This is a genomic window from Janthinobacterium sp. GW821-FHT03C08 (genome assembly GCF_059420905.1).
Window position 1 is genome coordinate 68,424 of the sequence record NZ_JBWKUP010000015.1, and the last position, 26,061, is coordinate 94,484.

Sequence of the window (26,061 nt, forward strand, 5' to 3'; positions counted from 1 at the left end):
TCCTCAATGGATAATCAAACGCGATGCCAGGGGCGGCATGGGCCTGCCGGGCTGGCGGCCATGCCGCACGACATCGGCGCACAGTTCGGACGTGTCGAGGGTGCTGCGCAAGGCCCAGTGGCTCAGCAATCGTCCCAGCAGCTCGCTCTCGTCTTCCGGACTCAAGGTGCCGCTGGCGCGCGCCTGGCCCAGCACGGCAAACACGAGGGTCGGCGTGGCCTGGTACATCTGGCCAGGCGCCAGGCTCCAGCTGCGGAACAGCTGTGCCAGCATGGCCGGCTGGCGCACCTGCACGGCCATGGCCTCGGCCAGCGAGCCGCCGCGCAAGGCGGGCGGGCGGTGCTGCACCAGCAAGCCCACGAGGGCGGCCATGCTGGCCTGCAGCTGCTCCAGCAGCTTCTGCTGGGCTGGCGGCAGGCCGTCCGGCGGGTAGTACGATAGCCACAGCTGTTCCAGGCGGCGCCACTGCGGGTGCGGATACAGGGCCTGCCCCATGGCGCAGCTGAGGCGCACGCGCAGCCACGGCACGGGATGGGGATCGTCCGCGTTGAGGCGGAAGACAAACACGCGCGGCAGGCTGACGACACCCATCAGGCCCAGGGTGGCCGCCACCCCCACCCGCGCCAGCGACCAGTAGTCGGCGACGATCTCGGAAATCCACCGCTCCCACAGCTGCCACACGTGCACCGCGCCGCTGCCGCCGTGCTGCATGGCTTGCAGCACGGGCCGCAGCGAGGCCACCAGGTCCAGCAGCGCCGCGCCCTGGTGGCCCACCTCGTGCACCAGCGAGGAAGCGATGCCGCTGCCGATCATGCGCTCGCGCGGCAGGCGGATGATGGCGACGGGATTGTCGCCGCCGCCCGGCAGGCGCGTGCGCGCGCGGCGGATGGCCGCGCCCGGCCCCCGGTCCAGGTAGCAGATCACGGGCGGCGCCTGGTAGACCTCGCCGGGCAGCGCCAGCGCGTCGGCGGCAACGATGTCGAGGCCGGCCAGCCACACGCCCGTCTTGTGCTCGCTGCGCTGCGTGATGACCTCGTTGAACAGGTCGAACTGCGTCAGGGCGGCGTTGAATTTCAGGCGCAGGAAGGTAAACCGGCGCTGCGCCTCGGCGGCCGTGGCCATGCTGGCGCCGTCGGCCGCCTCGCGCCGCAGCCACGACTGGAATTGCGCCACCATGCGCCGCAGCTCGCGCCGGCCCTGCACCAGCTGGCTTTCGATGGCCGACTGGGCGCTGGGCATCAGGGCGGCCGCCAGCACCGTCGGCTCGATCAGCGCGAACGGTTCCAGCCGCGCCAGCCGCGTCAGCAGCGAGCGCGCCTCCTGCGCCAGCATCCAGGCCGCGTAAGCGCCGATGGCCATGATGTCAGACGCCGTACAGGACGATTTTGTGGCCCTGGCGCGCCCAGCGGCCGCTGGACGGGCGCATGCCCGATGCGGGGCGCGCACCGGCCGGCGCCATGGCGCCCGCGCCGCTGCCGTTCTGCGTGGCCACCTGGCCGCCGGAACGGCCCAGCAGGCCGGGCGCGAACTGGCGCGCCGCCGCGCTGGCCGCCGCCTGGGCGACGGCGCGCGGGTCGCCATTGCCGCGCGCCTGGGCGGCGCGGTTGACCGTGTCGGCGGCCAGGCGCACGAACTGCCGGGCGCCCTCGAACTCGCGGTCTTCATTCGATGACGCTTCCGCTTCCAGGCCCAGCGCATTGCCGGCCGCCGAGGCCAGGCCGCTGCCGATCTTGGCGCCCAGGGGACCGCCGAAATAGCCGCCGATGGCGCCGCCGGCCAGGGGAATGGCCTTCTTCGCCACGCCCTTGAGCACGCCGCCGATGGCTTGCCCCACGGGCGACTTGATGATGCTGCCCGCCACCGAGGCCGCCTTGCGCAGGAAATTGCCGAGAAACTGCTCCAGTTCCGCTTCATTGCTGACCGACAGCAGTTCATTGGCCAGCTCCATTTCCTCGGCCTCGGAAAACATGGCGTTCGCGCCGCCCTCGCCGCTCCACTCGCCCTGGCCGAATTCGAACTGTTCCGCTTCGAAACCCGACATCTCCTGCCCGTATTCCAGGGTCGTACGATCTATGTCATGCATGATGAGCTCCTCAAAGTGACACCTCGGTTGACATCTCCAACAGACACCCCACTACCACCGCCGCGCGGCACGGCGCCCTCCCCCTAGCAGTCGGACACGACGATGTGCCCCCCTTCCCGGCGCCAGCGGCCGCCGTCCGGCGGCGGCACCCGCGCCGCCTGCCGCAGCAGGCCCGGCGCCAGGGTGCGCGCCACGCGCAGCAGGGCCGTGTCCACCTGCGCCTTCGGCGCGCGCGCGGCCAGGCCGCCCGCGGCGCCGTTCTGCGCCAGCTCCGCATGGACGGCATCGATCAGGTGCACGAGGTGGCGTGCCAGTTCGAATTCCTGGTCTTCGGGACTCAGCCCTTCCAGTTCCATGCCGAAGATGCGCGCCGCGCCTTGGCGCCGTGCCTGCGCCCCGTCCCCATGCAGGGGCAGCAGGGGTGCCAGTACCCGGTTCAGCAACTGGCGCAGCGGCAGTTCCAGCGGCGTGCCGCGCACCTGCCGCCCGGCCGCCGTGGCCGCCAGCTGGCGCCCGAGAAAGGCATCGAAGCGGGCCGGCGCCGGCACTTCCAGCAGCTGTGCCGCCAGCGCCAGTTCATCCTCCTGCTGCAGCGGCAGGGTGCCCGGTCCTGCGGGCAATTCCATTTCGGGACGATAGGCAAGCAGGCGGCTGGTCATGGCAGGCTCCGGCAATAGGAAGGCACGCGGCCCATGCCCTGCTATCGCAAGGGCCGTGCCAGCGCCGGACGGGGGAGAAGGGGGTATCGGCGGCGAACGGCGTTTCGCCGATGACGTAAAAACCATGGTTTCCGGCGAAGCGAGTTTCGTTGTCAAGATGAGCTTTCCAACAAGCTTGATTGGCGGGAATGATTACGTCGCCTATCCGCCACACTGGCCGCACGCGGCAAAAAATATTTTTCATTTGCAAAACACAAAGTTCCCGCTACGTCGCGGAAAATACCGCCAATTCCATGGCAACGCCGGGCAAATGAAAAGGTGGGCAAGATGCAAATATCGAACTGCAAACGAAATTCCAGCAGGCAAGCTCTACAATTATCGGGCCAGAATTTGATTGCCTGAAAGAAACTAAATGACCCACCCAATTTTGCGTCGCGTGCTGGCCCTGGCACTGACCGCCTTGCTGTCCGCCTGCGGTGGCGGCGGCGACAGCCAGAACAGCACCAGCCTGAAACCGGACACCCCTGCCGTGCCGCCGGCCACCGTCGCGCCCGGCGATCCCGGCGTGCCCGTCACCCCGCCTGGCACCACGCCCGGCGATACCATTCCGCCGCCGCCCCTGACCACGCCGCCCATCGCGCAAGCCGTCACCTTCACGCGCCAGGAAGCGTCGCGCTTCCTGGGCCGGGCCACCTTCGGCCCCAACATGGCCGCCATCGATGCGCTGGCCGCCAGCGACAGCGATGCGTGGTTCAAGGCCCAGTTTTCCAAGCCGCAAACCTTGCACCGCAAATATATCGACGCCAAATACCCCACGGCGCCCGGCAAAGCCGTGCCGACGGATTTTTATGAGTCGTTCTGGCAGCAGGCCGTGCGCGGCGACGACCAACTGCGCCAGCGCGTGGCCTTTGCCCTATCCGAAATTTTTGTCGTCTCCACGCAAAATGAGGCCGTGTGGCCGCTGACGCGGGGCGTCGCCAGCTATTACGATACGCTGGGGCAACACGCATTCGGCAACTTCCGCACCCTGCTGCAAGCCGTGGCGACCCATCCGATGATGGGCCTGTACCTGTCGCACCTGCGCAACCAGAAGGAATCGGCGACGCGCACGCCCGACGAGAATTTCGCGCGCGAAGTCATGCAGCTGTTCACCATCGGCCTGTACCAGCTGAACGGGGATGGCTCGCTGAAGCTGTCTGGCGGCAAGCCCATCGACACGTACACGCGCGATGACGTGAGCGGCCTGGCGAAGGTATTTACGGGCTGGAGCTGGGCGGGCCCGGACCAGGGCGCCAACCGCTTCAATGGCAGCGTGGCCGACCCGGACCGCGACTGGAAGCCGATGCAGAACTATGCGGCATACCATTCCACCAGCGAAAAACGCTTTCTCGGCGTCAGCGCCGCCGGCACGGCGGGTGGTGAAGCGGACATGGCGCTGGCCCTCGACACCCTGTTCAACCACCCGAACGCGGGCCCCTTCTTCGGCCGCCAGCTGATCCAGCGCCTCGTCACCAGCAACCCCAGCCCCGCCTACGTGGGCCGGGTGGCCGCCGCCTTCGCCGACAACGGTTCGGGCGTGCGCGGCGACATGCAGGCCGTGATCCGCGCCGTGCTGCTGGACCGCGAAGCGCTGGCGCCCGCGGGCACCAGCTTGCGCACGGGCAAATTGCGCGAACCGCTGGTGCGCCTGGCCAACTGGATGCGCGCCTTCGACGCCAAGGATGCCGCTTTGCAATACCGCATCTATTACCTGAGCGACCCCCTCTCGGGCCTGGGCCAGAACCCCATGAACGCCCCGTCCGTGTTCAATTACTTCCGCCCTTCCTACGTGCCGCCCAATTCGGCGCTGGCGACGGCAGGACTGGTGGCGCCGGAAATGCAGATCACGTCGGAGCCGTCCGTCACGGGCTACCTGAATTTCATGCAGGATGCCATCAGCGGCGGCGTGGCGGAAGAGCGCGCCGTGCGCGCCGACTACACGGCGGAACTGGCCCTGGCAGACCAGTCCGGCACCCTGCTGGACCGGGTCAACTTGCTGTTACTGGCCGGCAGTATGTCGGCGCGTCTGCGCGGGCAGATCCTGGCCGCCGTCGACAGCGTGCCCATCCCTGCCGCGACGGCCAGCAATGCCGCCCAGGTGAACACGATGAAGACTTACCGCGTCCACCTGGCCATCCTGCTGGCCATGGCCTCGCCTGAATACCTGGTTCAAAAATAAGGAAGCCGCATGTCCAACACTCCTCCTTTTTCCCGCCGCCGCTTCCTCGGCTCCATGCTGGGCCTGGCCGGCAGCGCGGCCGCCCCGTTCGCCCTCAACCTGGCGGCCATGGGCCAGGCCGCGGCCCAGTCGGCCGACGACTACAAGGCGCTCGTCTGCCTGTTCCTGGCCGGCGGCAACGACAGTTTCAATACGGTGCTGGCCACGGACAGCGCGTCGTGGACGGAATACCTGCGCCTGCGCAATACGGGCGGCAATGACTCGATCCACCTGCCCGGCGTGGGCGAGACGGGCGGCGTGCTGCCCGTCGTACCCGCCACCGCGCAGGCGGGCCGGAGCTTTGCCCTGCACCCCGCCCTCGGCCCCATGAAAGACCTGTTCGACGGCGGCCGCGCCGCCATCGTCGCCAACGTGGGCACCCTGATCCAGCCCGTCACCCTGGCGCAATACAAGGCGGGCAGCGTGGCGCTGCCGCCCAAGCTGTTCTCGCACAACGACCAGCAATCGACATGGCAGTCGGGCCTGCCCGAAGGCGCCAGCGTCGGCTGGGGCGGACGCCTGGGCGACCTGCTCGGCGGCGGCAACGCCAACGCCACGTTCACGGCCATCTCGGCGGCCTCGAATGCCCTCTTCCTCAGCGGGCGCCAGGTGCGCCAGTTCCAGGTGGGCCAGGCGGGCGCCGTGCCGATCCGCAATATCAGCGGCAGCGGCTATCTGTTCGGCACGCCCCTGGGCGTGTCGGCCTTGCGCGACATCATCGGCACGGCGGGCAGCGACATGATGGAACAGGAACACGTGGCCGTCGTGCAGCGTGCCATTTCCAGCCAGAGCGTGCTCAGCAGCGCCATGCTGCCGGCCGGCGCGGGCGGCGTGCCCAATCCCCCGCCCTACGTCAATCCGAACACGGGCGTGGCCGGCGTCAATCCGCTGGCCGTGCAATTGCAGACGGTGGCGCGCATCATCGCCGGGCGCGGCCCCCTGGGGGCGAAACGGCAAGTGTTTTACGTGACCCTGGGCAGCTTCGACACGCACGACCGGCAAAAAGTGCTGCATGGCGACCTGATGGCCCGCCTGGCCCATGCGCTGGCGTATTTCGACAGCACCCTGGCATCGCTGCAGGGGGCCGACGTGCGGCGCCAGGTGACGACGTTTACGGCGTCGGACTTCGGCCGCACCTTCAGCAGCAATGGCGACGGCACGGACCACGGCTGGGGCGCGCACCATTTCGTCGCGGGTGGCGCCGTGAAGGGCCGCGACATCTACGGCGCCTTCCCGGCGTCGGGCCTGGGCCACGAACTGGACGTGGGCTCCGGCGCCCTGCTGCCGACGACCTCCGTCGACCAGTACGGCGCCACCCTGGCCAGGTGGTTCGGCGTGGCCGACAGTCAGCTGGCCGACGTGTTCCCGAATATCGGCAACTTCGGCCGGCGCGACCTGGGTTTCATGACGACAAGTTAACCGTTCACGGCGATGACCAGGGTGGCGACGTAGCCATCGGTGGCGTTGCCCGTCACCGTGGCCATCTGCAGGCTGGTGCCGTCGGCAAAGACATTGTCCGTGGCATAGCTGATCTGCGCCAGGTTGCGCACGCTGGCCGCGTAGCCGCTGGCCGCATAGGCCTCGTTCAATGTTGCCATCGGGAACGTGAACTGCGACGTCTTGATGCGGTTCGCGGCGCTGGCCGCCTTGGCCACGCTGGGATAGACCTCGAAATGCACGTGCGGCATGCGGCCCGCGTAGCAGCCAGGAAAGATCGTCGTGAAGACGAGGTTGCCGGCACTGTCCGTTTCCTGTACGCCGCGCAAATAGTTTTGTCCCGTCACGCCGTTCGAATACAGCGAATACAGGCCGTCGCGGTCGCAATGCCACAGGTAGATGGCGTAGCCGGCCAGGGTGGCGCAGCTGCCGCTGGCATTGAGCAGCTGCAACTTGATGCTCAAAGGCACGCCAGCCGCCACGCCCGTGGCGCCGTTGAAACTGGCGCGGATATCGCTGCGCACCACGCCCGACTGGTTCAGCACGTTGACGATGCTGCCACCGCTCGTGTTCGTGCCATCGGCCGGATACGGCCCGCCCGTCTCCTCGGGGATCACCGCGCAGGCGCCCGTCGTCGGCGTCGTGACCGTGGCCGTGCCGGACGTGCCGGTGGTGCCGCTGACGGCGCTGGCGCCGGCATCCGAACCGCCGCCGCAGCTGACCAGGGGCAAGGTGGCGGCGCCGGCCAGCAGCCAGCGCAGGACCTGGCGCCGCTCGGCCGCCAGCTGGCGCATCATTTCGAGGTCGGATGCCAGACCGTGATCATGTAAGTCCATACATACTCCATCAAGTGGGGCAAGCCCGCCAGCGCCGGACTCAGGCTGGCGCACAGGAACAGGGCTTGCGTCGCCCGTTCCGAGAGCGCTTTCCTGGGGACAAGAGCGAGCTTGCGTTCCATGGTTCAGGCCGTTGTATTGACCAGGTTGCCGCTGGCGGACAGGCTGCCGCCCGCGCTGGCCGTGCCCAGGCTGCCCGAAAGCGCCTGCAGGAAACTGCTCAATTTGCTGCCGGAACTGCCGCTGCCGCTGCCCTCATCGCCGCCCAGCGCGCTGATCAGGCTGGCGAAGCTGGCTTGCAGGTCCGTCACGCTGCTGTCGGCGCTGTCCGTGCTATCGGTGCTGTCAGTGCTGGAGGCGGACAGCTTTTGCAGCAGGCTCTGCAAGTCTGACTCGATATTGCCGGGGCCGGCGCCGCGCGCGCCGCCCTGCGGCGGTCCGGCAGGCCCTTCGCCGCCCTCCGCCCGCCCGTCGGCGCTGCCGCCTTGCGCATGCAGGCTGCCCATCAGCTGGTGCAGGAAGGCGCCCAGCGCCTGGCCCGCGTCGCTGCCGCTGGCGGCGCCGGTGCCGTCGGCGGCCGTATCGCTGTCGCTGTCGCTGGCGTCGACGGACACGCCGATCGCGGACAGGGCGCTGGAAACGGCGTCCAGCAAGGCGCCGTCGTCGGGTTTGGACGGCCGCGTGCCGGACGCGCCGCCCGTGCTGGCCGTGCTGCCGCTGTTGCTGCTGCCGCCCAGGCGGCTGAAAGCGCTCAGCTGGCTGGCGGCGCTGCTGGAACTCAAGGCACTGATGGTCATGCTCACTCTCCTGTGGTTGGCTTATTGGGGACGGCGCGGGCCGGAATGGCTGTCGCGCTGCTGCTCGGCCTGCTTGCGCTGCTCCGGCGTCAGCGCGGCCAGCAATTGCTGCTCCAGCCGCGCCTGCAGCAAGCGGATCTGCGCCATGGCTTGTGCCGCCGCGTTCGCCAATGCGCCGGCCTGGGCATCGTCGTAGGCGCTGGAAGCGGCCAGTGCGTGCAGCTGCTCGTCGGCCTTGAAGGCGATCTTTTGCTGCTCGCGCAGCAGCGGCGCCTGGGCGTAGGTGGCGGCAAAGACCTTGTCCTGCTGCGCTTCGCTCAGTGCGATGCCGCGCAGGAAAAGCGGCAAGCCTTGCGCGCCGGGGAAGGGACCATGGCCCCAGCCCGGCGGGCCGCCATCCTGGGCGCGCGGCGGCGGGCCGTCGTGCGCTGGCGCCTGCTGGGCCAGGGCGACGAGCGGCATGCTGGCGGCGGACAACAGCAGCAGGGATACGGCAATACTCAGGTATTTCATCGGGCTATCCTTTCGTGGCGAACAGCCTTGATTGTCGACGTGGCGCATGTAAAGCAACGTTAGGCCCGCGTAAAAGCGTGTAAAGGAATGTAAGCGGGAATGTAAGCGGGCATGCTGCGCGGGCGCGCGCGCCCGCAATACGGGCAATGGGCGGGGAAACTGTGTAAAAGCGCGTAAAACGCTGCTGAACACCCCCCTTTGGCTGCTATCATCGGGCGATCTTCACGCGAAAAAGCACAGGCATGAGCAAGGTTTTGTTAATCGATGACGATGTCGAGCTGGTCGGCATGTTCCAGGAATACCTGACGCAGGAAGGTTTTGACGCCAAGGCCGTGCATGACGGCGAAAGCGGCGCGGCCGAAGCGCTGACGGGCCTGTACGCCATCGCCATCCTCGACGTCATGATGCCGCGCATGAATGGCCTGGAAACCCTGCGCCGCATCCGCGCCGGCAGCAACCTGCCCATCCTGATGTTGACGGCGCGCGGCGACGACACGGACCGCATCGTGGGGCTGGAGCTGGGTGCCGACGACTACGTCACCAAGCCGTGCACGCCGCGCGAGCTGACGGCGCGCATCCGCGCCATCCTGCGCCGCGCGCAGGCGGCGCCGCACGACGCGTCGGGCCTGGCGCCGCTGGCCGTGGGCCAGTTGACGATGTGGCCGGAGCAGCGCCGCGCCGCCTGGGCCGGCGCGCACCTGGAGCTGACGAGCACGGAATTCAACCTGCTGGAAGTGCTGGTGCGCCATGCGGGCAAGCCCGTCAGCAAGAACCAGCTGTCCGAACTGGGACTGGGACGGCCCATGGCCCGCTTCGACCGCAATATCGACGTGCACCTGAGCAGCCTGCGGCGCAAGCTGGGCAGCCTGGCCGATGGCCGCTCCTGCCTGCAGACGGTGTACCGCCTCGGCTACCAGCTGATCAAGGAATAAGCGTGGGACGCCTGTTCTGGAAATTTTTCCTGTGCATCATGCTGGCGCAAGTGACGGCCACCATCGGCATCGGCGGCACCTTCTGGCTGAAGAACCGCGCCGCGCAGCAGGAGCGGGCGCTGGACATCGATACCAGCCCGCCCGCGCAGATGGCCATCGAGGCGGCCAGCGCCACCCTGGAAGCGGGCGGCAGCCAGGCCTTGCGGCAATTTCTCGGCAGGATGGAGCGCATGCGCGTGTTTGCGGTCGATGCCCAAGGGCACGAATTGATGGGGCGCAAGGTCCATCCCGCCATCCTCGGCAAGGCGCGCGCCCTGCTGGCGCAAGCGTCGCCCCATGCCGTGGTGCGCGAGGCGCGCAGCAGCGACGGCGCGGCCTACCTGCTGTTCCTGCCCTCGTCCGAGCGCTTCCGCAATGCCGAGGCGGGCGCCGCGCGCGACACCCTCAATGCCGTTACCCTGAACGGCCCGCGCGCCATGGGCGGCGGCCCCCGTGCCGATGCCGCCGACGCCCCGCCGCGCGCCGGCTACGAGCGCGGTCCGCCACGCGAGATGGGCGGCATGCCGCCCGGCCCGCGCATGGACAGCCCCTACCGCACTTTCATTCCCGTCGCCGCCGCCATCGCCGCCAGCCTGCTGTTCGCCTTCCTGCTGGCCTGGTACTTCGCGCGCCCCATCCGCGACTTGCGGCAGGCGTTCGAGGCCGCCTCGCACGGCAACCTGGCGCCCCGCTTCCACGCCAGCGGCAAGCGCGGCGACGAGCTGACGGACCTGGGCCGCGACTTCGACCGCATGACGGGACGCTTGCGCAATCTCATGGATAGCCAGACGCGCCTGCTGCATGATGTCTCGCACGAGCTGCGCTCGCCATTGGCGCGCCTGCAGGCAGCCATCGGCCTGGCCCACCAGCAGCCGGACCGGATGGCCGCCTCGATGGAGCGCATCGAGCGCGAAAGCGAGCGCATGGATAAGCTCATCGGTGAACTGCTGACCCTGTCCCGGCTGGAAGCGGGCGCGGCGCAGGCGGGCGCCCTGCCTGCGCACAGCGAGGACATCTGCATCGCCGACCTCGTGCACGATATCGTGGCCGATGCCCGCTACGAGGCGGAGCCGCGCCAGATCGCCATCGACCTGGCGGGCGACGCGGCCAGCCTGGACGCCACCGTCACGGGCCAGCCCGAATTGCTGGCCCGTGCCGTGGAAAACGTCGTGCGCAATGCCGTCAAGCACAGCCCGGATGCGGGCACGGTGCAGGTGCAGATGGCCCGGCAGGAGGATGGCCGGCAACTGCGCATTGCCGTACTGGACCGGGGACCGGGCGTGCCGCCGGGCGACCTGGCCAGCATTTTTGAACCCTTCTTCCGCGCCAGCAACACCCAGCACAGCACGGAAGGCCATGGCCTGGGCCTGGCCATCGCCCAGCACGTGATCGGCGCCCATGGCGGGCGCATCGCCGCCAGCCTGCGCCACGGCGGCGGCCTGTGCGTGGAAATGCTGCTGCCCGTGGCGGCGCCAGGCTGACCTTCCGGCCTGGCCGTGCCCTCCTTATGCCTGCGTATCGATGATGCTGCCCAGGGTCGACGAGCTTGACCTGGCCGGACTCGTCGCCGTCTCGGCGCTGCCGGCCTTCCCGGAATCCTGCTGCGCCGCCTGCTGCGCGGCAGCCGCTTGCAACTGAGCAATTTGCGCCTGCAAGGCCTGGATCTGCTGCGCCAACTGCTGCTGCAGCTTTTGCGACGCCTCCGTCTGCTCGCCCTTCTGCGACTCCGTCAACTGCTTCTGTGCCGCCGTGATCTGCTTTTGCAGCGCCGCGATCTGCGCACTGCTGCCCGAACTGCTGCTGGCCGCGCTGACCGCGCCGCCGGAACCGATTGCCGCTACCATGATGCCTCCTGTCTGTGTCAATACCCTGGTTAACGGCAGGCTCAGGCGCGGGCACAGTGCTGCGCATGTAAAGCCACGTAAAGGCAGGTAAAGATGGCTGGACGCGCGTGCGCTTGCATACCGGCACGAAAAACTGGCACACTGGCCCCTCCCTCCCCCGATGCCGACCGCCGATGACCACGCCACTGCTGCCTGCCCTGCCCGACCTCGTTCCCCGCCAGCGCTGCGGCGTGGTCGAGTTTCCCGTCCACCACATGCGCGGCGGCACCTCGACGGGCCTGGTGCTGCACGCGGCCAGCGTGCCGGCCGATCAGGCCCTGCGCGAGGAATTGCTGCGCCACCTGATGGGCGTGCCCCAGTGCGGCGAACTGCCCGGCAACCGGCAGGCCACGGGGCTGGGACGGGGCGCGCCCACCAGCAACAAGGTCTTCCTGGCCGAAGTGGAGCAGCATGCGGGCCAGCCGCGCCTCGTCAGCACCCTGGCGCAGCTGGCCGGCGGCCATGCGGCCATCGACTGGAGCGTCAATTGCGGCAATATGTCGTCCGCCCTGCAGCTGTGGGGCCTGGACAGCGGCGTGATCGAGGCGCTGGCCATCGGCACGCACGCCGTCGACATCCGCAACACGAATACGGGCGTGCTCACCACCTCGCGCATGGAACGCGCGCCCGACGGCAGCTTTGCGGCCGCCGCCATCCCCGGCGTGCCGGGCAGCTTCCCCCGCGTGGACCTGTTCCTGCACGCCCCCGTGGGCGCCAAGACGGGGCATTTATTGCCGACAGGCAATGCGCAAGACCAGCTACTCGGCTACGACGTCTCCTGCGTGGACGTGGCCGTGCCCATGGTCATCGCCCGCGCCAGCCAGTTCGGCAAGACGGCGCAGGAGACAATTTCGGCACTGGAAGCGGACGCCGCCTTCATGCGGGAGATACGCCAGCTGTGGAGCGCGGCGGGACTGCTGATGGGCTTGCGGCGGCGCGATGGCGGCCTGATGACGCGGGAAGAGCTGGAACGCAGCGAAACCATCCCCAAGTTCTGCATCGTGGGTCCGGCTGAAGGAGAGGGAAATATTGCAGTACGCTACTTTACGCCGCAGACGGGGCACGCTTCGCTGGCCGTCTCGGGCGGCTGCTGCCTGGCGGCGGCCTGCCTGATCCCGGGCACGGTGGCGCACGCGCTGGCGCGCGGCGTGCCGCCCGTGGGGCGGGAGGCGACGGAAATTGCATTGGGGATAGAAAATCCTGCCGGCATCCTGGACACCACCATCGTGGCGCGCCAGCCTGAGGCGGCAGGCGGCATCACGATCGGCAGCGCGGCCTACCGGCGCAGCGCGCAAATCCTGCTGCGCGGCCATGTGCCCCTGTACCAGGCATCCGCCGCCCTGAAGGCATGGCTGCTGAAACAATTTTAGGGCAGGACTGGCGCCCTGCCCTTGCAGGTCGTCAGGTCTTGGGCAGGGTCACGCCCACCTGGCCCTGGTATTTGCCGCCGCGGTCCTTGTACGAGGTTTCGCACACTTCGTCGGATTCGAAGAACAGCACTTGCGCCACGCCTTCGTTGGCGTAGATTTTCGCCGGCAGCGGCGTCGTGTTGGAAAACTCCAGGGTCACATAACCTTCCCATTCCGGCTCGAACGGGGTGACGTTGACGATGATGCCGCAGCGGGCGTAGGTGCTCTTGCCCAGGCAAATCGTCAGCACGTTGCGCGGGATGCGGAAATACTCCACGGTACGGGCCAGCGCGAACGAGTTCGGCGGGATGATGCAATAGCCCTTGCCGGACACGTCGACGAAGTTGTTCGCGTCAAAATCCTTGGGATCGACGATGGTGGTATTGATGTTGGTAAACAGCTTGAACTCGTCGGCGCAGCGGATGTCATAGCCATAGCTGGACGTGCCGTAGGAAACGATGCGGTTGCCGTCGCGTTCCTTGACCTGGCCCGGTTCGAACGGCTCGATCATGCCCGTCGTTTCCGCCATGCGGCGTATCCATTTGTCGCTTTTAATCGTCATCGCAGGGGTATCTTTCTAGAATATCGGAATGGCGGGGGCGGCGCGCCTGGCGCAGGCGCGGCCCGGATGGCAGGATTTTACGCGAAAAACCGCCACTTTTGGCCCTTGCCACGCGAAAATCATTGCTTGTCAGCTAGTGTTTCGCCAGCAAGGAAGTGATCATCTCCTGCACCACTTGCGCCGTCAGTTCCGGGTTTTCCATGGGAAACAAATGACCGCCGGGCACCTGGCGGAAAAACGGGCCGACCAGCTTGCGCGTGGCGGCCAGGCCCGCCTGGCGGCATTCCACCGATGCCGTGCCGCCGATGAAGCCGATGGGCACGGGAAAGCCATCCTTGACGAGGCCGCCGATGTGGTGCGGCAGGCTGCGGTAGACATCCGTCTCCACTTCGCGCGTAAAGCGCAGCTGCACCCCGTCCGGATGGGGCGCCAGGCCGCTGGCGATGTAGTCGCGCAAGACTTGCGGCGCCCAGATGGCGAACATCTCCTTGGCGGCGAAGTGCTCATACGCCGCCTGCGCGTCGGGCCACAGCTTGCGCCGCCGGGCGGAAAAACGGGCGGGAGAGTAACGCTCGCCCAGCGCCGTGTTGCGCGCCAGGCGCACCAGCAAGGCGCGCCAGCCCGCCACCACGGGCGAATCGAGCAGGACGACGCAGCGCACCAGGTCGGGCCGCTGCTTGGCCACCATCACGCTGAGCATGCCGCCCAGCGAATGGCCGACGAGGATCACGGGCGCGCTGTAGCGGCGCTCCAGGTCGTCGATATACTCACGCACCAGCTCGGGCCAGCCCGTGCTGACGGGATAGGCGGGGTCGTGCGCATGCATGTCGAGCGCCTGCACGGCGTAGTGCCGGCCCAGCAGGCCGAACAGCTTGCGGTAGGTGCCTGCAGGATAACTGTTGGCGTGGGCAAAGTGCAGCTGCGGAAGTGTCATCGTGGAGCCGTGCCGGTGAATGCGATAGGCAATTGTAATGGCAGGCCGGCAAGACGGATCAGAGGAAGGCCTCTAATTACCCGCGCACGGGCGCCATGCCGGGCACGAAGGACGCCAGCACGGCGCCCAGCTCGGCCACGGATTCGACCACGCAAAAGGCGCCGTCGAAGGCGTAGCCGCGGTTCATGTGGTTGCGCAGGACGATGCACTCCAGTCCCGCCGCGTTGGCGGCGCGCAAGCCGCGCGGCGAATCCTCCACGGCCACGCAGGCGCCGGCGGCCAGGCCCAGGCGCTGCAAGCCCAGGCGGTAGCCGTCGGGCGCCGGCTTGCTGTCCCCGTACATTTCCCGCGTCAGCACGAAATCGAAGTGCGGCAGCAAGCCCGTGGCCGCATGGCTGATGTCAAAGTGCTGCGCATACGCACTGGTGACGACGCCCATGGCCACGTGCGGGCGCAGCGCCGCCAGCAGCGGCGCGATGCCGGGCATGGCCAGCCGGCGCGCCTGGCGCAGGCGTTCGCCGAACAGCTGCTTGCGTTCGGCCCGCAGGCGGTCCACCAGTTCGATGCCGTGTCCCTGCCCCAGCAGCACATGCCAGGCGCCGTAGTTATTGTCCAGAAACCAGTCAAAGAATTGCTTGGGCGTCAGGTCTATGCCGTAAGGCAAGAGCAAGTCGCGGTTGCATTCATAAAACAGCTGCTCGGTATCGACCAGCACGCCATCGTTGTCCCACAGCACGCCTTGGATGGTTTGCATGGCTTGTTCCGGCTCACAAACTTACTTGAAGAAGATGTCGTAAGACAACTTCACGATCAGCAGCACCAGCAGCACGAGGAAGAGGATGCGCACGAAGGCGGCGCCGCGCCGCACGGCGATCCAGGTGCCCGTCAGGGCGCCGAGGATGTTGCACACGGCCATGGGCGCGGCCACGGCGTAGACCACGTGGCCGGCGGGAATGAAGAAGGCCAGCGCGGCCACGTTGGTGGCGATATTCACCAGTTTCGAACAGGCCGAGGCGAGGATGAAATCGAAGCCGAAGACGCGGATGAAGAGGAAAATCAGGAAACTGCCCGTGCCCGGCCCGAACAGGCCGTCATAAAAGCCGATGGCGCCGCCGATGACGATGGCGAGGATGCGCTCGCGGGGGCCGATGGGGCGCGCTTCGCGCATGCTGCCGAAATCCTTCTTGATGAAGGTGTAGATGGCCATGATGATGATCAACACCAGCACCATGGGCCGCACCACTTGCTGCGGCACGTAGGACACGGCGGCCGCGCCGATGAAGGACATGACGAAGGCGCTGGCCACGGCCGGCAGCACCAGCAGCCACGGGATGTGCACCTTGCCCACGAAGGAGCGGGCGGCAAACGTGGTGCCGCAGGCGGAAGCGAATTTATTCGTGCCCAGCAAGGACGTCGACGCCATGTTCGGCATCAGGTTGAACAGGGCCGGCAGCTGTATCAGCCCGCCCCCGCCCACGGCCGCATCGATGAGGCCTGCAAAGAAGGCAAATAAACACAGCAGCGAGATGGTCAGCATGATAGGCAGCGGAAAATGGGCGACAGCGGCAGTATAGGCGCCGTGGATTTTTCCGGATGCAACTTCAAATTGCGGAAAACGCAATCAGGCGTAACGCTTGACGGAATGCGTCCCGTGCGGTCTACTGGCCTCTTTTGCCGGGAGCGCGCAATGTCGATGAAACTGATGTGGGAGATCCGCGCCTTTTGCACCGTGGTGGAAAAGCGCAGCTTCATCCATGCGGCGCGCATGCTGGGGCGCTCGCCGTCGGCCGTCACGCGCGCCATCCAGTTCCTCGAAGAAGCCATCGGCGCCGAGCTGATCCTGCGCACGCAAAAGCAGTTCACCCTGACGACGGCCGGCGAAACGTATTACGCGTCGGCCAAGCACTTGCTGGAAACGCAGGCCGAGGCGGAAGAGCAACTGGCAGAGCTGAGCAATTCGCCGCAAGGCTGGGTGCGCCTCTCGGCGCCGGAAATCCTGTCGCTGGGCTTCCTGCCGAAAGTGGTGGCGCAATTTTCGCGCGACTACCCGAACGTGTCGGTGGACATCCACTTCTCGGACAAATCCATCGACCCCATCCAGGAAAAGCTCGATTTCGCCATCCGCGGCGCCTTCCCCCAGTCCAGCGAGCTGATCGGCTATCCCCTGTGGAATTACCGCCGCTACATGTACGCCTCGCCCGCCTACATCGAACGCATGGGCGCGCCGGACGAACCGGAAGAGCTGGCCGGCCACGACATCATCATGCACTCGGCCCCCCGCATCCTGCGCGACTGGCATTTCGTCTCCGGCGAACGCAACGTGCGCTACCAGGTGCAGCCCCGCTTCCGCTTTACTTCCGGCATCGCTACCTTCCAGGCCGCCCTGGAAGGCGCCGGCATCGTGCGCCTGGCCAGCTGGCTGGCGGAACCGGCCGTAGCGGCAGGAACGCTGCGCCGCGTCTGCACGGCGTACCGGCTGACGTCGTCGAAGGAGCTCGACCCGAGCATCCATGCCGTCTACGGCACGTCGAGGATGGCCAAGGGGGCGCGGCTGTTTCTGGAGTATGTGCGGCAGCGGGGGCTGGAGATACCGGACGAGCGGCACGGCTGACGCCTGCACCGCAATGACGGGCCGCTATGCCATTATCTTGACAGAAACAGGCGTGTCCAGGACCCACGCCACGTCATAGATCGGCGCCTCGCCACGAAACGATATTGCGATGAGTTCCAGCGGCGTGACCGTGCCATACGCAATAAAAGTCTCCACATAGCCTTCGGAACCGACATGATGGTACGCCACCTCCGGCGTCTTGCTGGCCGGCATCATCCCGACAACGGCTTGTCCCTGGAAGCGGAAAACCAGCACGCACCCCTTCCTTTCCGCCTGCGAAAGCGCCCCCTGCAGTCACTGCGACAGCGTCACATAGGCAAAAGCGCCATGCAGCAGGCGCTGCGTCACGATGGCCTCGGCGCTTGGCAGGTCCGTCACGTGAAACAGATAGGGATGCTGCAGGCGAACGGCATCAGCTTGCCGCCCCTGCAAGTCATATGACAGCGTCTTCGACGGCTTGCCTTGGGAGCGGATCCGCTCCTCGAAACTGATCGCCGGCACGGCCGCCTTTTTCTTCCAAGCAAACAAGCCCATCTTCACCCTTTCAGAACAATCCAGGCAGCGCCGGGGCTGCCAACCCATGGCCGATATATACCATTAATGCAGTGGCGTCCGCTAGCGCCCATGCCAGTAGCGCGGCCGGCTGGCCCGGTACAGCGTCACATCGATATCGTCGCCAAACGCCAGCACCACCGCCCCTGCCACATCCGTGCGCAGCCGGCTGATGCCCAGGTCGCCATAGCGCGCATATACCTGCGCCTTCGGATGCTTGTAGCGGTTGCGGTGTCCCACCTGGAAGATGGCCAGGGCCGGATGCACGGCGGCCAGGAACGCCGGCGTCGACGAGGTGCCGCTGCCGTGATGGGGCGCCAGCAGCACGTCGGCCGCCAGTTCGCCCTCCGCCGAGCGGGCCAGCAGCTGCGCTTCCTGCGCCGCCTCGATGTCGCCGGCCAGCAGGATGGCATGCTTGCCGGCCGTGATCTTCACGGTGCAGCTGCGGGCGTTCGGTGTCAGGCTGATGTCCATGTGGCTGGCGGGCAACGGGTGCAGCATGGCGAAGTGCACGCCTTCCCAGGTCCAGCGCTGGCCCGCCATGCAGTGCAGATGCGGGCGCCGGGCTTGCCGCCGGGCCTCGATGGCCGGGTGGCCGTCGAACAGCGACGAGGCCAGCCAGCCCACGTCCACGTTTTCCAGCAGGGAGACGGCGCCGCCCGCATGGTCCGTGTCGCTGTGGGAAATGATGACGCCGTCGAGCTTGCTGATGCCGCGCGCGCGCAGATACGGCACGATGACCCGGCTGGCGCCATCGGCATCGAGGCTGTAGGCCGGTCCCGTGTCGTACAGCAGGCGGTGGCCGTGGGTTTCCACCAGCACGGCCATGCCTTGTCCCACGTCAAAGGCCGTGATCCACATCTGGCCCGGCGGCGGACTCGATGGCAAGGCCGTCAGCAGCGGCAGCCAGCCCAGCATGCCGGCCCAGCGCTGCGGCCATCCGCGTGGCGCCAGCAGCCATGCCGTGCCGAACAGTGCCCAGCAAAAACTCCACATTGGCGGCGCGGGCGCCGTCCACACGGCAAAGCGGCGCGCCCCCAGCCAGTCCAGCACCTGCGCCAGCATCTGCACGATGGCGTGCGCCAGCAGCAACAGCCCGTCGGACAGGGGCGCGGGCAGCAGGCTGCCCGCCAGGGACAAAGGCGTGACGACCAGGCTGATGACGGGTATGGCCAGGGCGTTGGCGACCGGCGACACGAGCGACACTTGCGAGAACAGCAGCATCGTCAAGGGCACCAGCCCCACCGTCACCACGTACTGTGTGTGCGCCCCCAGCGCCACGGCGGCGCGCAGGCGGCGCCAGCGTCCCGCCTGCGGCGGCAAGGGCGCCGTGGTGCGGCCCGCCGTCGCGTACAGGATGGTGGCGACGGCGCCGAACGACAGCCAGAAGCCGGGCCACAGCACGGCCCAGGGATCGAGCAGCACGACCACGCCCAGCGCCAGGCACAGCACGTGGGCCACGCTGCTGGCGCGCCCCAGCCACAGGGCCAGCGCCACCACCAGCAACATGTACAGGGTACGCTGGGCGGGCACGCCGAAGCCGGCCAGCAGCACGTACAGGAACGCCGCCAGGGCACCGGCCAGGGCCGCCACCTTTTGCGCCGGCAGCAGCAGGGGCAGCTGGCGGTCCGTGAAGAAGGAGCGCCGCCACAGCGCGCCCGCCCCCAGCGCGAACAGGCCCGCGATCATGGTGATGTGCAAGCCCGAAATGGAAATATAGGGTCTATGAATACATGAACTGGATCAATGTTCCGCGCCTCTCAGGCTAGAGGGCGCTGACATCCGTAGTAGCAGCGTCAGCTATATATCTTCACAACAATCAAATATGCGCTTAAAGAAGCGTATTAATGGGAATTCCTCCTTATCACATACAACTTTATATTTTCGTTCGATGCTCTTAAGAAGGGTCGTAATTTTTGTGTTTCCGGATGCCGATTTTTCCATTTTATACAGATTCATTTCCACGTATTGGTCTTTGCCATTCGCCTTAGCATACCATGTCGATGTAGCCTTGAAATCAATCGTTCCTTGAGAACTTTCCAATTCTACTTTTAACGGATGATGATTTACATTATTATTTTTGAAGAAAACCAAATAATTACGCGTGGCAGTTCCATGTAAGAAAAAATGCACATCAATAGAAAATGGATGAACTTTTCCATCTATGAGAATCTCATCCTCACTTGGATTCAAATTCTGGATTTTCCAATCAGGCTCAAGATCAACTCTTACAGATTGAGCGGAACTTTCGTGCTTAGTAACGACAGGGGTGACGGATGATGGCAGCGAGCCACAACCCACTAAGCTAAACAGGCAAAGCAGTTTCAATGCATGCTGTAACATGTCGCCCCCCCCCGTTGCATTACATGAGGTTATTTAGCTGATATAGTTTTCCAACCGACGGAAGGCTGGTTCCATCAGGCGCTTCCAAGTGAACGTTTGGGGCTAGGAAACGTACTGAATTTTGATATTGATCTTGCTTAATTGTGGCATCCATCACAATGCCCCAAAGGCTGCCAGAAACGTCGTAGTCATAATCTTTGTTAAAGACCGTTCCTTTATAATTAAATTCATTAGGTGTTTGGACAACTTTCATCATGGCATCAACAATTGTTCTTTGGTTTTCCTCACTCAAACCGAAGCTGTCCATGGTATGTTTGGTGTCACTGTACGATCCAGAAGCACCACCCCAACCGAAAAAACCAAAGAAACTTGCTCCACCAGAAACACTGGTCGTCTCCAACTCATCAAAGACGTGTTTCTTAGACGAATCCAAAAGGGAGCGAATGAGGTTGCTCAAGTTCTGAACATCTTCTGGTGTAACGCAGAGAATTCGCACCTTGAAATCGAGATCGATTTGACCGTGTGCCGGAACTGTGTAGATACCGCCGGTTACCTGCCCTTTTCCATACGTAGTGACTGCAACCCCACTTTTGCTGGAGCCTTCCAAGGCGTCCATTCGTTGAGGCATCAATTTAACCGTAGGCAATACAACACGGGGGCTTCTGAAATTTCTCGTCTGAACTTTCGTATCTCTCGTATCCATAGCGTCTAGTCCTATCAAGTAGAAAAGTTGTGTGGAATTAATGGGCGCTTATTACGCAACGCGACCAAAGCATCGTTGACACGGAGAAAATAATTGTTCAGCTTTGTATGATTTCGCAAATTACAAACCACACATCGAACAAATCGTCAACACCGGTCATTTTGACTACTTATTTTGTCCACTTACTCTCCAATTGTCACAGACACACTTCAAATTCGATTGCCTAAGGCGTGCATCAAGTTAACCGGGCGGTGCGATCCAGAATCGACGCTTACGATTCACAACAGCAAGAAAAGGATGCAGTCGGCGGGTAGGCGAACCAAAAATAGACATTCCCTTGCTTGAGAAAAACTTCACTCCACTTTTGAATGCTGATGGGAGGCAATAAAGGAATAGCGTGACAGAGTGAAATCAGGTATCTATGAATACATAAACACTAAACGAAGCCACTTCTACGATTTTCTTCCAATTAGTTTCTAAGGAACAAGTATCAGAGAGTCCGATTCAGTAACGCGCGCAGCCCTTGCAGAATAATCAACATATTGTTTTTCAGCTGCGGAGCGTTCCTGAATCCCGCCATGCATCGTTCCTCCTATCTCCTCCGAAGATATTGCAGAGAGCCATCCGCTGCCATCTTGCGTCTTGGCAAGGATGATTTTGATTGGTCCTTTTCCACTTATCTCAAAAGTAGCCGATTTCACCACTGCCAACTCATGTCCGCCTAACTTCATACTCGCCTCCAATGCGAATTGTTACGTTGATTTTTTGCTTGCCCGCTTACGCGGAGGTTTCTTTTGCTCATTAATAGGTTGTGATCCGAATAAGCCTGGCTGTATAGGGGGGTAAATCGTAGCATCTTGCGGTAAAAGCGCTTGAACATCAGCCAACAGTGTTGTTAGCTTACGAACCACATCTTCAACTTTTCCAGTATCCAATAATGGTAAAGCCTCTACTTTTTTCTCTTCCGAGGCTACTACATCGATCCGTGATTGATTTTTTCGATTTGCATCATCCGCATCGGCCAACCGAAGCTGGCATGTCGCGCCAGGAAATACCTCTATGGATACAAGCCTTGGATAAAGCTTCGGTAATTCACGTAGCCATGGCAAAGTCACACGTTGAGAAGCTATCCATTCATATTCGGCCCAACATATGTCAGCGCTAGGCGGATCTAGCTGCCTGAACCCAGCCCTAAGTTGGCGCTCCACAGACGTACAGGAACGAGCCCAGTGGGAATCCCACGCTGTTGGGCCGGCAAGACCGGCCAGAAGTCCAAACCATAAGTAAACCGCTGGGAAACCGGTGGCGTATTCGTCCAGCAAAGTTATATGGCTGGTGCCACCCCCGACGAGGAAACAAAGGCCTGCAATGACCAAAGGAATATCACCTCGCACATCTGGGTTTTTATTAATATAAGGCATGAAATTTTCCACCGCACGCTCAAACTCTAATACCCTTTCCTCGACACCACCTTGCGCCAAACGAGAGACGGAAATATCTAAATTCTTAAATAAACTATTAAATATTTTTGGTGAAGTCTTCGCCTCCGTTATTTCAATAATTTGACGAATCCACTCCTTCTGAAAAATACTACTTGCAAAAAAATCATTGACGAAATTCCAAGCCGACCGCAGCTCACGGACGCCAACTGGGCGACGAATGAATGAACGCTCCGATTCGAGCTGCTCTAATCTCTCAGCGCAAAGGTTAGATACTTTGTTATTCCGACCATAGAGGATATCTGATCGCGCTTGACAATAACTAAAGCTAGCAGTAATTCTAGAAAGCGGTAGCGACTGAAGTGATTGTGAAGCTTCGCCCTGAGCCAGTGTTTCGCCAATGATCAGAGAGGGCCAAACCAATTCTCGACCAAGAACTTGCACAGAATTTTCACAACCATTTAGTTCCGAAAAATCCTGCCAAGACAACAATCTCGCCACCTGGCTTAATGGGAATATTTCTGATGCAAAAGTAGCTATCCAAGCAAGAACCTCTTGCTTAGACCTATCATTAATAATTATTTGACTTAATACCCAATTATCTGGCCCTTGGGCAAAGCCAACATTTATCTCTTCGTCAGATTTTGGTTTAGCCAAGCCGTTACTCTCTGGAGCACTCCGCTCCAAAATTGATGGCAAATCTGTCTTGCGAACAGCAAACCATTTCATCGGGAATTCTTTAGAATATTGCATCAATATCTCCGACCTTTTCTTCTGCAAATGCGGACACAATAAATGACGGCAAACGACCAGTGTGATATACGCGCAATGACGTTTTAGCTCTAGTTACAGCCGTAAAAACTAACGTGCGCTTTCCTAAATGACCAACAAATTTTTGTGAATCTAAAATATGCACTGCCCTAAATTCCGTCCCCTTGGCGGAATGACAAGTCATTACGAAAATTCGTTTAGCTCCATCGAATTTTCTACTGTCAGAAGTATGATAACCAACAAGATCAGAAAATTCTGTTTCCCCCAGCACTTCTTGAATCCTATCTAATATACCATGCTTAAAGGATGGTACCAAGATGCCTATTGTCTCATCAACAAATGCTCTTAATTGGGTTCTTATATAACCGCACATCTTCTCCAATTGCTCATCAAAGCTATCGCAAGGTTCACATGAGGCCGTAGATGGATTTTTCTTTTCCGGATAATGACTAGTGGATAGCAGCGGACTAACTCCATCTGTCGGCGGCAATATTTTATCTGCGATTTTACATATTTCAAATCCGATACGATAATGATAATTCAACCTAATCGTATTAAAATCAAATTTTTCGGCTGAAGTTATACCTTCAGCCTGAAATATACTTTGGCGATGATCTCCCGCCATGTTCAACCGAGTTGTTAGTCGGGATAAAACTTGCAGTTCCTCAAACCCAAAATCTTGCACCTCATCGACGAATATTGAATCATAATAATCCTTGGGTAAATTTACCAAGGCTTTTTGGAGTTCTTCGATATACCAGTGGCGGACTTTTTCATACAATTCGTCAGGCTCACTTTTCAAAGATGCTGGAGAAAACTCGCCCAGCATACGTTTCGCCCACCATCGAAAAGTCATAATCGATGATTCTTCTATAAGCTGCTTTGGCCCAATCCCTGTTTTAATAAATTCCGCCAACGTGCGCCCATACGTCAAGAAAAGGATATTGGTTTTTCCAGCACTACTTAAAAACTTAGAACGTAGCAATAACAAATTCGTTTTCCCGCAGCCCGGTGGACCAACCAAAAGATGATTTCCGTCCGGCTGAAGAACGATCACTCTTTCTTGTTCGGGATCTAGGTCTTTCCGTTCCTTCCACCAACTTTCCTGCATAACCCCTCCCTATCTTAAAGCACGCCTTGCTCTGGCATTTCGCCTGATGCATGACAGTCCATTGCTTTTACCAATGCATCTGCCGTGGTATTTTTTAGCTCGTGGACCGCATTCGGATCATTAGGCACATTTATATCGATCTCAATAATTTCTTTATTTGGATCAAAGAAGTGAACTGGAACATTGTCATTATGCAATATTGCTTTCGATAGTAAAATACCCTTATGATCCTCATCGCGCCAATCAATCCTAAGAGATAGTCCTACAGTCAACCCAAGCTTTTGCAATTTAATTAAAATTAAAGCACTATCTTGAGGGATGTTGACGGATATTTCCTCACAAAGAACCTCATCGTACTCTTCATGCAATTGGAGTTTAAATTCTCTAACCAACGATGCGAAACAATTACGTCTAGCCAACAACACTTTACTTTTTTCCAATTCAATACCGACAGTATCTGTGCTGGAAATGGCACCTAGCCTATTACGCAATTTATCTCTAGAGCTCAATTTCGGCTGAAAATCATTCCAATTGACAACATTAAGGCGATGTGACAAATCTTTTGTCAGACAACGCATCGCTAAAGATTTAAGCCCCACATCCACATCCGTAATAGAATCAAATAAGGGCATAGTTCGGAGCACTGCCATTGCCACAACATATCTATTTTCTGACTTTATTTGATCAAAAAAAAGCGGTTGACGGGCAATTAGATCATGAAGCACTCCACCGATTTGGTAAAATGTCAAACCAAGCCAAAGTTCTGCACAAGGCTCAATCAAACGAAAAAGGTATTCTGGAGAACTATACTGCGCTGTTGCTATAAAAGGCTTCCTGCCCCCATGATCAGTTCCATCATAATCTTCTTTACTGTCGACCTCACGAACAACGCCTAAATCGATAAGAGTAAGTTTCTGAAAATCGCCAGAAACCATAACATTATGAGGTTTAATATCTCTATGCACGAGGTTAATATCGTAAAGATACCTTAACGCAACTGATAATTGACAAATCAGTCCAAAGATACTTTCACGTGGAATTCTATCTAAACATTTGCTTAGCTCGACGCCCTCCACGAATTCCATCGTAATAAAGCAAGTATCAAATTCATAATCAATACCAATAATTTCAACTAAACTGACACAACCATGGCCAATTAATTTTCTTTGCAAGTCTATTCTGTGGCGCTCAGCAGGGCCGTCTTTTTCGTCAAAAAAGGACGGTTCGTATACTTTAATAGCAAAAACATTCTTTCCATGAGTGTATTTGAATACGGCCGCAGAGCCTCCAGATCCGAGATCGCTGCCAATGTTGCCCCGTCGAGAGTGGGCAAACTGTTCCGCAAGCGTTCTTAACCGCTTAAGCTGAGCTTCCGGCATTTCGGGCATATCGACAACTTTCGTTACATTGAAGAGTTATCAAGCCTACCAGAAAAATGATGTTAGTCAACATCAAATGTTTACAAATTGCATTTGTAAAACATTGCTAATGAATTCAATAACTTAGAACCAATTCAAAAAAGTGTGTACTCTCAATGTGTTATAATTTATAGTAGGTATATTAATAACACTTTGAGATTTTAATGACTGCTGAAAAAAAGGCACCAGTTCTGTCTGAACAGGAATTTCGACGATCGGTCGCCACAGCCCGTATCCACGGCCAGGCGAACCGAAACGTAGCACTCCTCTACTTTTCCACAGCGCTTGGCCTACGCGCAAAAGAGATGAGCCTGCTCAAAGTAGGAGACGTACTCGCCAATAACGGAACAGTCAAAGACGAAGTTTTACTCACCAGGAACACTACAAAGGGTAGAAGGCAGCGTCTGATTTACCTCACAAACAAAGATGTTCGAAAAGCACTGATCGCTTATCTTCAGGAAAGGCGCAAAGAAGGTACGATTGCTCTCCACCCAGAAGCGCCTCTGTTCAGATCAAGAAAAGGCGGTAGTTTTACCCCTAATACAATGCAGATGCTCTTCAAACGAATATATCTCTGGGCTGGACTTGATCAGGCATCTAGTCATTCTGGCCGTCGAACGTTCGCGACATCGCTGATCGAGCGCGGCGCTGACATAAAAGCTGTATCAACCCTTATGGGACATGGGTCTATTGCTATGACTGCACACTACGTTGAAGATAATCCAGTACGCCTCCGTCGAATGTGTGAGGACGTCAAGATTGGAGTATAGAC

Annotated in this window: 28 protein-coding genes and 1 pseudogene; 8 read left to right on the forward strand and 21 right to left on the reverse strand. The window is 61.1% G+C overall.

The genetic code is table 11. The annotated features are described in order from the left end of the window. Positions 1–3: 3 nt before the first annotated feature. The 3 genes from AC07VL_RS21300 to AC07VL_RS21310 form a co-directional block, all read right to left on the reverse strand. Positions 4–1,359 (reverse strand): hypothetical protein, encoded by a 1,356-nt coding sequence (locus AC07VL_RS21300; protein WP_494807604.1) that lies wholly within the window; start codon positions 1,357–1,359, stop codon positions 4–6. Between the two features lie 4 nt (positions 1,360–1,363). Beyond that, positions 1,364–2,083, reverse strand: a complete 720-nt coding sequence (locus tag AC07VL_RS21305; protein WP_494807605.1) for a hypothetical protein — start codon at positions 2,081–2,083, stop codon at positions 1,364–1,366. A gap of 83 nt (positions 2,084–2,166) precedes the next feature. After that, complete coding sequence (locus tag AC07VL_RS21310) at positions 2,167–2,742, reverse strand: hypothetical protein (protein ID WP_494807606.1); 576 nt, start codon at positions 2,740–2,742, stop codon at positions 2,167–2,169. Here AC07VL_RS21310 and AC07VL_RS21315 point away from each other — a divergent pair. Genes AC07VL_RS21315 through AC07VL_RS21325 form a run of 3 tightly spaced genes read left to right on the forward strand, consistent with a single transcriptional unit; the run spans position 2,741 to position 6,418 of the window. Next, entirely contained in the window at positions 2,741–3,136 is a 396-nt protein-coding gene (locus AC07VL_RS21315) for a hypothetical protein (RefSeq protein WP_494807607.1), read from the forward strand. The genes AC07VL_RS21310 and AC07VL_RS21315 overlap by 2 nt on opposite strands. A gap of 18 nt (positions 3,137–3,154) precedes the next feature. Further along, positions 3,155–4,960: a DUF1800 domain-containing protein gene (locus AC07VL_RS21320; RefSeq protein ID WP_494807608.1), complete on the forward strand. Its 1,806-nt coding sequence runs from the start codon at positions 3,155–3,157 to the stop codon at positions 4,958–4,960. Between the two features lie 9 nt (positions 4,961–4,969). Beyond that, positions 4,970–6,418, forward strand: coding sequence for a DUF1501 domain-containing protein (locus AC07VL_RS21325; protein WP_494807609.1), 1,449 nt, complete (start codon positions 4,970–4,972; stop codon positions 6,416–6,418). Here AC07VL_RS21325 and AC07VL_RS21330 read toward each other — a convergent pair. The 4 genes from AC07VL_RS21330 to AC07VL_RS21345 are packed head-to-tail and all read right to left on the reverse strand — an operon-like array spanning position 6,415 to position 8,582. Then, entirely contained in the window at positions 6,415–7,272 is an 858-nt protein-coding gene (locus AC07VL_RS21330) for a dioxygenase family protein (RefSeq protein ID WP_494807610.1), read from the reverse strand. The genes AC07VL_RS21325 and AC07VL_RS21330 overlap by 4 nt on opposite strands. After that, on the reverse strand, positions 7,230–7,394 hold the full coding sequence (locus tag AC07VL_RS21335) for a hypothetical protein (protein WP_494807611.1): 165 nt from the start codon (positions 7,392–7,394) through the stop codon (positions 7,230–7,232). Before AC07VL_RS21335 ends, AC07VL_RS21330 begins: the two co-directional genes overlap by 43 nt. A 3-nt stretch (positions 7,395–7,397) precedes the next feature. Then, the gene (locus AC07VL_RS21340; RefSeq protein WP_494807612.1) at positions 7,398–8,069 is read right to left on the reverse strand and encodes a hypothetical protein; all 672 of its coding nucleotides are present in this window, start codon (positions 8,067–8,069) and stop codon (positions 7,398–7,400) included. Between the two features lie 21 nt (positions 8,070–8,090). Then, on the reverse strand, positions 8,091–8,582 hold the full coding sequence (locus AC07VL_RS21345; protein WP_494807613.1) for a periplasmic heavy metal sensor: 492 nt from the start codon (positions 8,580–8,582) through the stop codon (positions 8,091–8,093). A 242-nt stretch (positions 8,583–8,824) separates the two neighbouring features. On the opposite strand from AC07VL_RS21345, the gene AC07VL_RS21350 reads away from it, so the two are divergent. Next, the gene (locus AC07VL_RS21350; protein WP_494807614.1) at positions 8,825–9,514 is read left to right on the forward strand and encodes a response regulator transcription factor; all 690 of its coding nucleotides are present in this window, start codon (positions 8,825–8,827) and stop codon (positions 9,512–9,514) included. Positions 9,515–9,516: 2 nt separating this feature from the next. Next, positions 9,517–11,034 (forward strand): sensor histidine kinase, encoded by a 1,518-nt coding sequence (locus AC07VL_RS21355; RefSeq protein ID WP_494807615.1) that lies wholly within the window; start codon positions 9,517–9,519, stop codon positions 11,032–11,034. 24 nt (positions 11,035–11,058) lie between these two features. Here the strand turns inward: AC07VL_RS21355 and AC07VL_RS21360 are convergent, their stop codons facing one another. Then, on the reverse strand, positions 11,059–11,397 hold the full coding sequence (locus AC07VL_RS21360) for a FlxA-like family protein (RefSeq protein ID WP_494807616.1): 339 nt from the start codon (positions 11,395–11,397) through the stop codon (positions 11,059–11,061). Between the two features lie 173 nt (positions 11,398–11,570). Here AC07VL_RS21360 and AC07VL_RS21365 point away from each other — a divergent pair, with 173 nt between their 5' ends. Next, positions 11,571–12,806 (forward strand): PrpF domain-containing protein, encoded by a 1,236-nt coding sequence (locus AC07VL_RS21365; protein WP_494807617.1) that lies wholly within the window; start codon positions 11,571–11,573, stop codon positions 12,804–12,806. 31 nt (positions 12,807–12,837) lie between these two features. Here AC07VL_RS21365 and dcd read toward each other — a convergent pair whose 3' ends face one another. The 4 genes from dcd to AC07VL_RS21385 form a co-directional block, all read right to left on the reverse strand. After that, the gene (gene dcd, locus AC07VL_RS21370) at positions 12,838–13,407 is read right to left on the reverse strand and encodes a dCTP deaminase (RefSeq protein ID WP_034755486.1); all 570 of its coding nucleotides are present in this window, start codon (positions 13,405–13,407) and stop codon (positions 12,838–12,840) included. Between the two features lie 133 nt (positions 13,408–13,540). After that, positions 13,541–14,341: an alpha/beta fold hydrolase gene (locus AC07VL_RS21375; RefSeq protein ID WP_494807618.1), complete on the reverse strand. Its 801-nt coding sequence runs from the start codon at positions 14,339–14,341 to the stop codon at positions 13,541–13,543. 76 nt (positions 14,342–14,417) lie between these two features. Continuing rightward, positions 14,418–15,095 (reverse strand): HAD family hydrolase, encoded by a 678-nt coding sequence (locus AC07VL_RS21380; RefSeq protein ID WP_494807619.1) that lies wholly within the window; start codon positions 15,093–15,095, stop codon positions 14,418–14,420. 21 nt (positions 15,096–15,116) lie between these two features. Then, on the reverse strand, positions 15,117–15,878 hold the full coding sequence (locus tag AC07VL_RS21385) for a sulfite exporter TauE/SafE family protein (protein WP_290599778.1): 762 nt from the start codon (positions 15,876–15,878) through the stop codon (positions 15,117–15,119). A gap of 150 nt (positions 15,879–16,028) precedes the next feature. Between AC07VL_RS21385 and AC07VL_RS21390 the strand changes: the two genes are divergently transcribed. Next, positions 16,029–16,952: a LysR family transcriptional regulator gene (locus tag AC07VL_RS21390; RefSeq protein ID WP_494807620.1), complete on the forward strand. Its 924-nt coding sequence runs from the start codon at positions 16,029–16,031 to the stop codon at positions 16,950–16,952. 24 nt (positions 16,953–16,976) lie between these two features. Here the strand turns inward: AC07VL_RS21390 and AC07VL_RS21395 are convergent, their stop codons facing one another. From AC07VL_RS21395 to AC07VL_RS21435, 9 genes and pseudogenes are all read right to left on the reverse strand, one after another. Next, positions 16,977–17,207 (reverse strand): hypothetical protein, encoded by a 231-nt coding sequence (locus AC07VL_RS21395; protein ID WP_494807621.1) that lies wholly within the window; start codon positions 17,205–17,207, stop codon positions 16,977–16,979. Positions 17,208–17,246: 39 nt separating this feature from the next. Next, on the reverse strand, positions 17,247–17,486 hold the full coding sequence (locus tag AC07VL_RS21400) for a hypothetical protein (RefSeq protein WP_494807622.1): 240 nt from the start codon (positions 17,484–17,486) through the stop codon (positions 17,247–17,249). A gap of 81 nt (positions 17,487–17,567) precedes the next feature. Beyond that, positions 17,568–19,220: pseudogene (locus tag AC07VL_RS21405) on the reverse strand (DNA internalization-related competence protein ComEC/Rec2); the annotation flags it as partial. 84 nt (positions 19,221–19,304) lie between these two features. Then, entirely contained in the window at positions 19,305–19,847 is a 543-nt protein-coding gene (locus AC07VL_RS21410; RefSeq protein WP_494807623.1) for a hypothetical protein, read from the reverse strand. Between the two features lie 19 nt (positions 19,848–19,866). Then, complete coding sequence (locus AC07VL_RS21415; protein ID WP_494807624.1) at positions 19,867–20,463, reverse strand: hypothetical protein; 597 nt, start codon at positions 20,461–20,463, stop codon at positions 19,867–19,869. A gap of 563 nt (positions 20,464–21,026) precedes the next feature. Then, positions 21,027–21,281, reverse strand: a complete 255-nt coding sequence (locus tag AC07VL_RS21420) for a hypothetical protein (protein ID WP_494807625.1) — start codon at positions 21,279–21,281, stop codon at positions 21,027–21,029. A gap of 21 nt (positions 21,282–21,302) precedes the next feature. Then, positions 21,303–22,742, reverse strand: a complete 1,440-nt coding sequence (locus AC07VL_RS21425) for a hypothetical protein (protein WP_494807626.1) — start codon at positions 22,740–22,742, stop codon at positions 21,303–21,305. After that, positions 22,729–23,871, reverse strand: coding sequence for an ATP-binding domain-containing protein (locus AC07VL_RS21430; protein WP_494807627.1), 1,143 nt, complete (start codon positions 23,869–23,871; stop codon positions 22,729–22,731). The genes AC07VL_RS21425 and AC07VL_RS21430 overlap by 14 nt, the downstream gene beginning before the upstream one ends. Positions 23,872–23,885: 14 nt before the next feature. Then, positions 23,886–25,259: a serine/threonine protein kinase gene (locus AC07VL_RS21435; protein WP_494807628.1), complete on the reverse strand. Its 1,374-nt coding sequence runs from the start codon at positions 25,257–25,259 to the stop codon at positions 23,886–23,888. A 194-nt stretch (positions 25,260–25,453) separates the two neighbouring features. Between AC07VL_RS21435 and AC07VL_RS21440 the strand changes: the two genes are divergently transcribed. Then, positions 25,454–26,059 (forward strand): tyrosine-type recombinase/integrase, encoded by a 606-nt coding sequence (locus AC07VL_RS21440; RefSeq protein WP_494807629.1) that lies wholly within the window; start codon positions 25,454–25,456, stop codon positions 26,057–26,059. The last annotated feature ends 2 nt before the right edge of the window (positions 26,060–26,061 follow it).

Coding starts and splice junctions, on each gene's coding strand:
- AC07VL_RS21345 (WP_494807613.1), bottom strand. CDS start 8,582: ATGAAATACCTGAGTATTGCCGTATCCCTGCTGCTGTTGTCCGCCGCC.
- AC07VL_RS21315 (WP_494807607.1), top strand. CDS start 2,741: ATGGCAGGCTCCGGCAATAGGAAGGCACGCGGCCCATGCCCTGCTATC.
- dcd (WP_034755486.1), bottom strand. CDS start 13,407: ATGACGATTAAAAGCGACAAATGGATACGCCGCATGGCGGAAACGACG.
- AC07VL_RS21335 (WP_494807611.1), bottom strand. CDS start 7,394: ATGGAACGCAAGCTCGCTCTTGTCCCCAGGAAAGCGCTCTCGGAACGG.
- AC07VL_RS21305 (WP_494807605.1), bottom strand. CDS start 2,083: ATGCATGACATAGATCGTACGACCCTGGAATACGGGCAGGAGATGTCG.
- AC07VL_RS21440 (WP_494807629.1), top strand. CDS start 25,454: ATGACTGCTGAAAAAAAGGCACCAGTTCTGTCTGAACAGGAATTTCGA.
- AC07VL_RS21390 (WP_494807620.1), top strand. CDS start 16,029: ATGTCGATGAAACTGATGTGGGAGATCCGCGCCTTTTGCACCGTGGTG.
- AC07VL_RS21385 (WP_290599778.1), bottom strand. CDS start 15,878: ATGCTGACCATCTCGCTGCTGTGTTTATTTGCCTTCTTTGCAGGCCTC.
- AC07VL_RS21330 (WP_494807610.1), bottom strand. CDS start 7,272: ATGGACTTACATGATCACGGTCTGGCATCCGACCTCGAAATGATGCGC.
- AC07VL_RS21375 (WP_494807618.1), bottom strand. CDS start 14,341: ATGACACTTCCGCAGCTGCACTTTGCCCACGCCAACAGTTATCCTGCA.
- AC07VL_RS21365 (WP_494807617.1), top strand. CDS start 11,571: ATGACCACGCCACTGCTGCCTGCCCTGCCCGACCTCGTTCCCCGCCAG.
- AC07VL_RS21435 (WP_494807628.1), bottom strand. CDS start 25,259: ATGCCCGAAATGCCGGAAGCTCAGCTTAAGCGGTTAAGAACGCTTGCG.
- AC07VL_RS21350 (WP_494807614.1), top strand. CDS start 8,825: ATGAGCAAGGTTTTGTTAATCGATGACGATGTCGAGCTGGTCGGCATG.
- AC07VL_RS21325 (WP_494807609.1), top strand. CDS start 4,970: ATGTCCAACACTCCTCCTTTTTCCCGCCGCCGCTTCCTCGGCTCCATG.
- AC07VL_RS21310 (WP_494807606.1), bottom strand. CDS start 2,742: ATGACCAGCCGCCTGCTTGCCTATCGTCCCGAAATGGAATTGCCCGCA.
- AC07VL_RS21420 (WP_494807625.1), bottom strand. CDS start 21,281: ATGAAGTTAGGCGGACATGAGTTGGCAGTGGTGAAATCGGCTACTTTT.
- AC07VL_RS21360 (WP_494807616.1), bottom strand. CDS start 11,397: ATGGTAGCGGCAATCGGTTCCGGCGGCGCGGTCAGCGCGGCCAGCAGC.
- AC07VL_RS21340 (WP_494807612.1), bottom strand. CDS start 8,069: ATGACCATCAGTGCCTTGAGTTCCAGCAGCGCCGCCAGCCAGCTGAGC.
- AC07VL_RS21320 (WP_494807608.1), top strand. CDS start 3,155: ATGACCCACCCAATTTTGCGTCGCGTGCTGGCCCTGGCACTGACCGCC.
- AC07VL_RS21400 (WP_494807622.1), bottom strand. CDS start 17,486: ATGGGCTTGTTTGCTTGGAAGAAAAAGGCGGCCGTGCCGGCGATCAGT.
- AC07VL_RS21410 (WP_494807623.1), bottom strand. CDS start 19,847: ATGTTACAGCATGCATTGAAACTGCTTTGCCTGTTTAGCTTAGTGGGT.
- AC07VL_RS21425 (WP_494807626.1), bottom strand. CDS start 22,742: ATGCAATATTCTAAAGAATTCCCGATGAAATGGTTTGCTGTTCGCAAG.
- AC07VL_RS21430 (WP_494807627.1), bottom strand. CDS start 23,871: ATGCAGGAAAGTTGGTGGAAGGAACGGAAAGACCTAGATCCCGAACAA.
- AC07VL_RS21415 (WP_494807624.1), bottom strand. CDS start 20,463: ATGGACGCCTTGGAAGGCTCCAGCAAAAGTGGGGTTGCAGTCACTACG.
- AC07VL_RS21380 (WP_494807619.1), bottom strand. CDS start 15,095: ATGCAAACCATCCAAGGCGTGCTGTGGGACAACGATGGCGTGCTGGTC.
- AC07VL_RS21300 (WP_494807604.1), bottom strand. CDS start 1,359: ATGGCCATCGGCGCTTACGCGGCCTGGATGCTGGCGCAGGAGGCGCGC.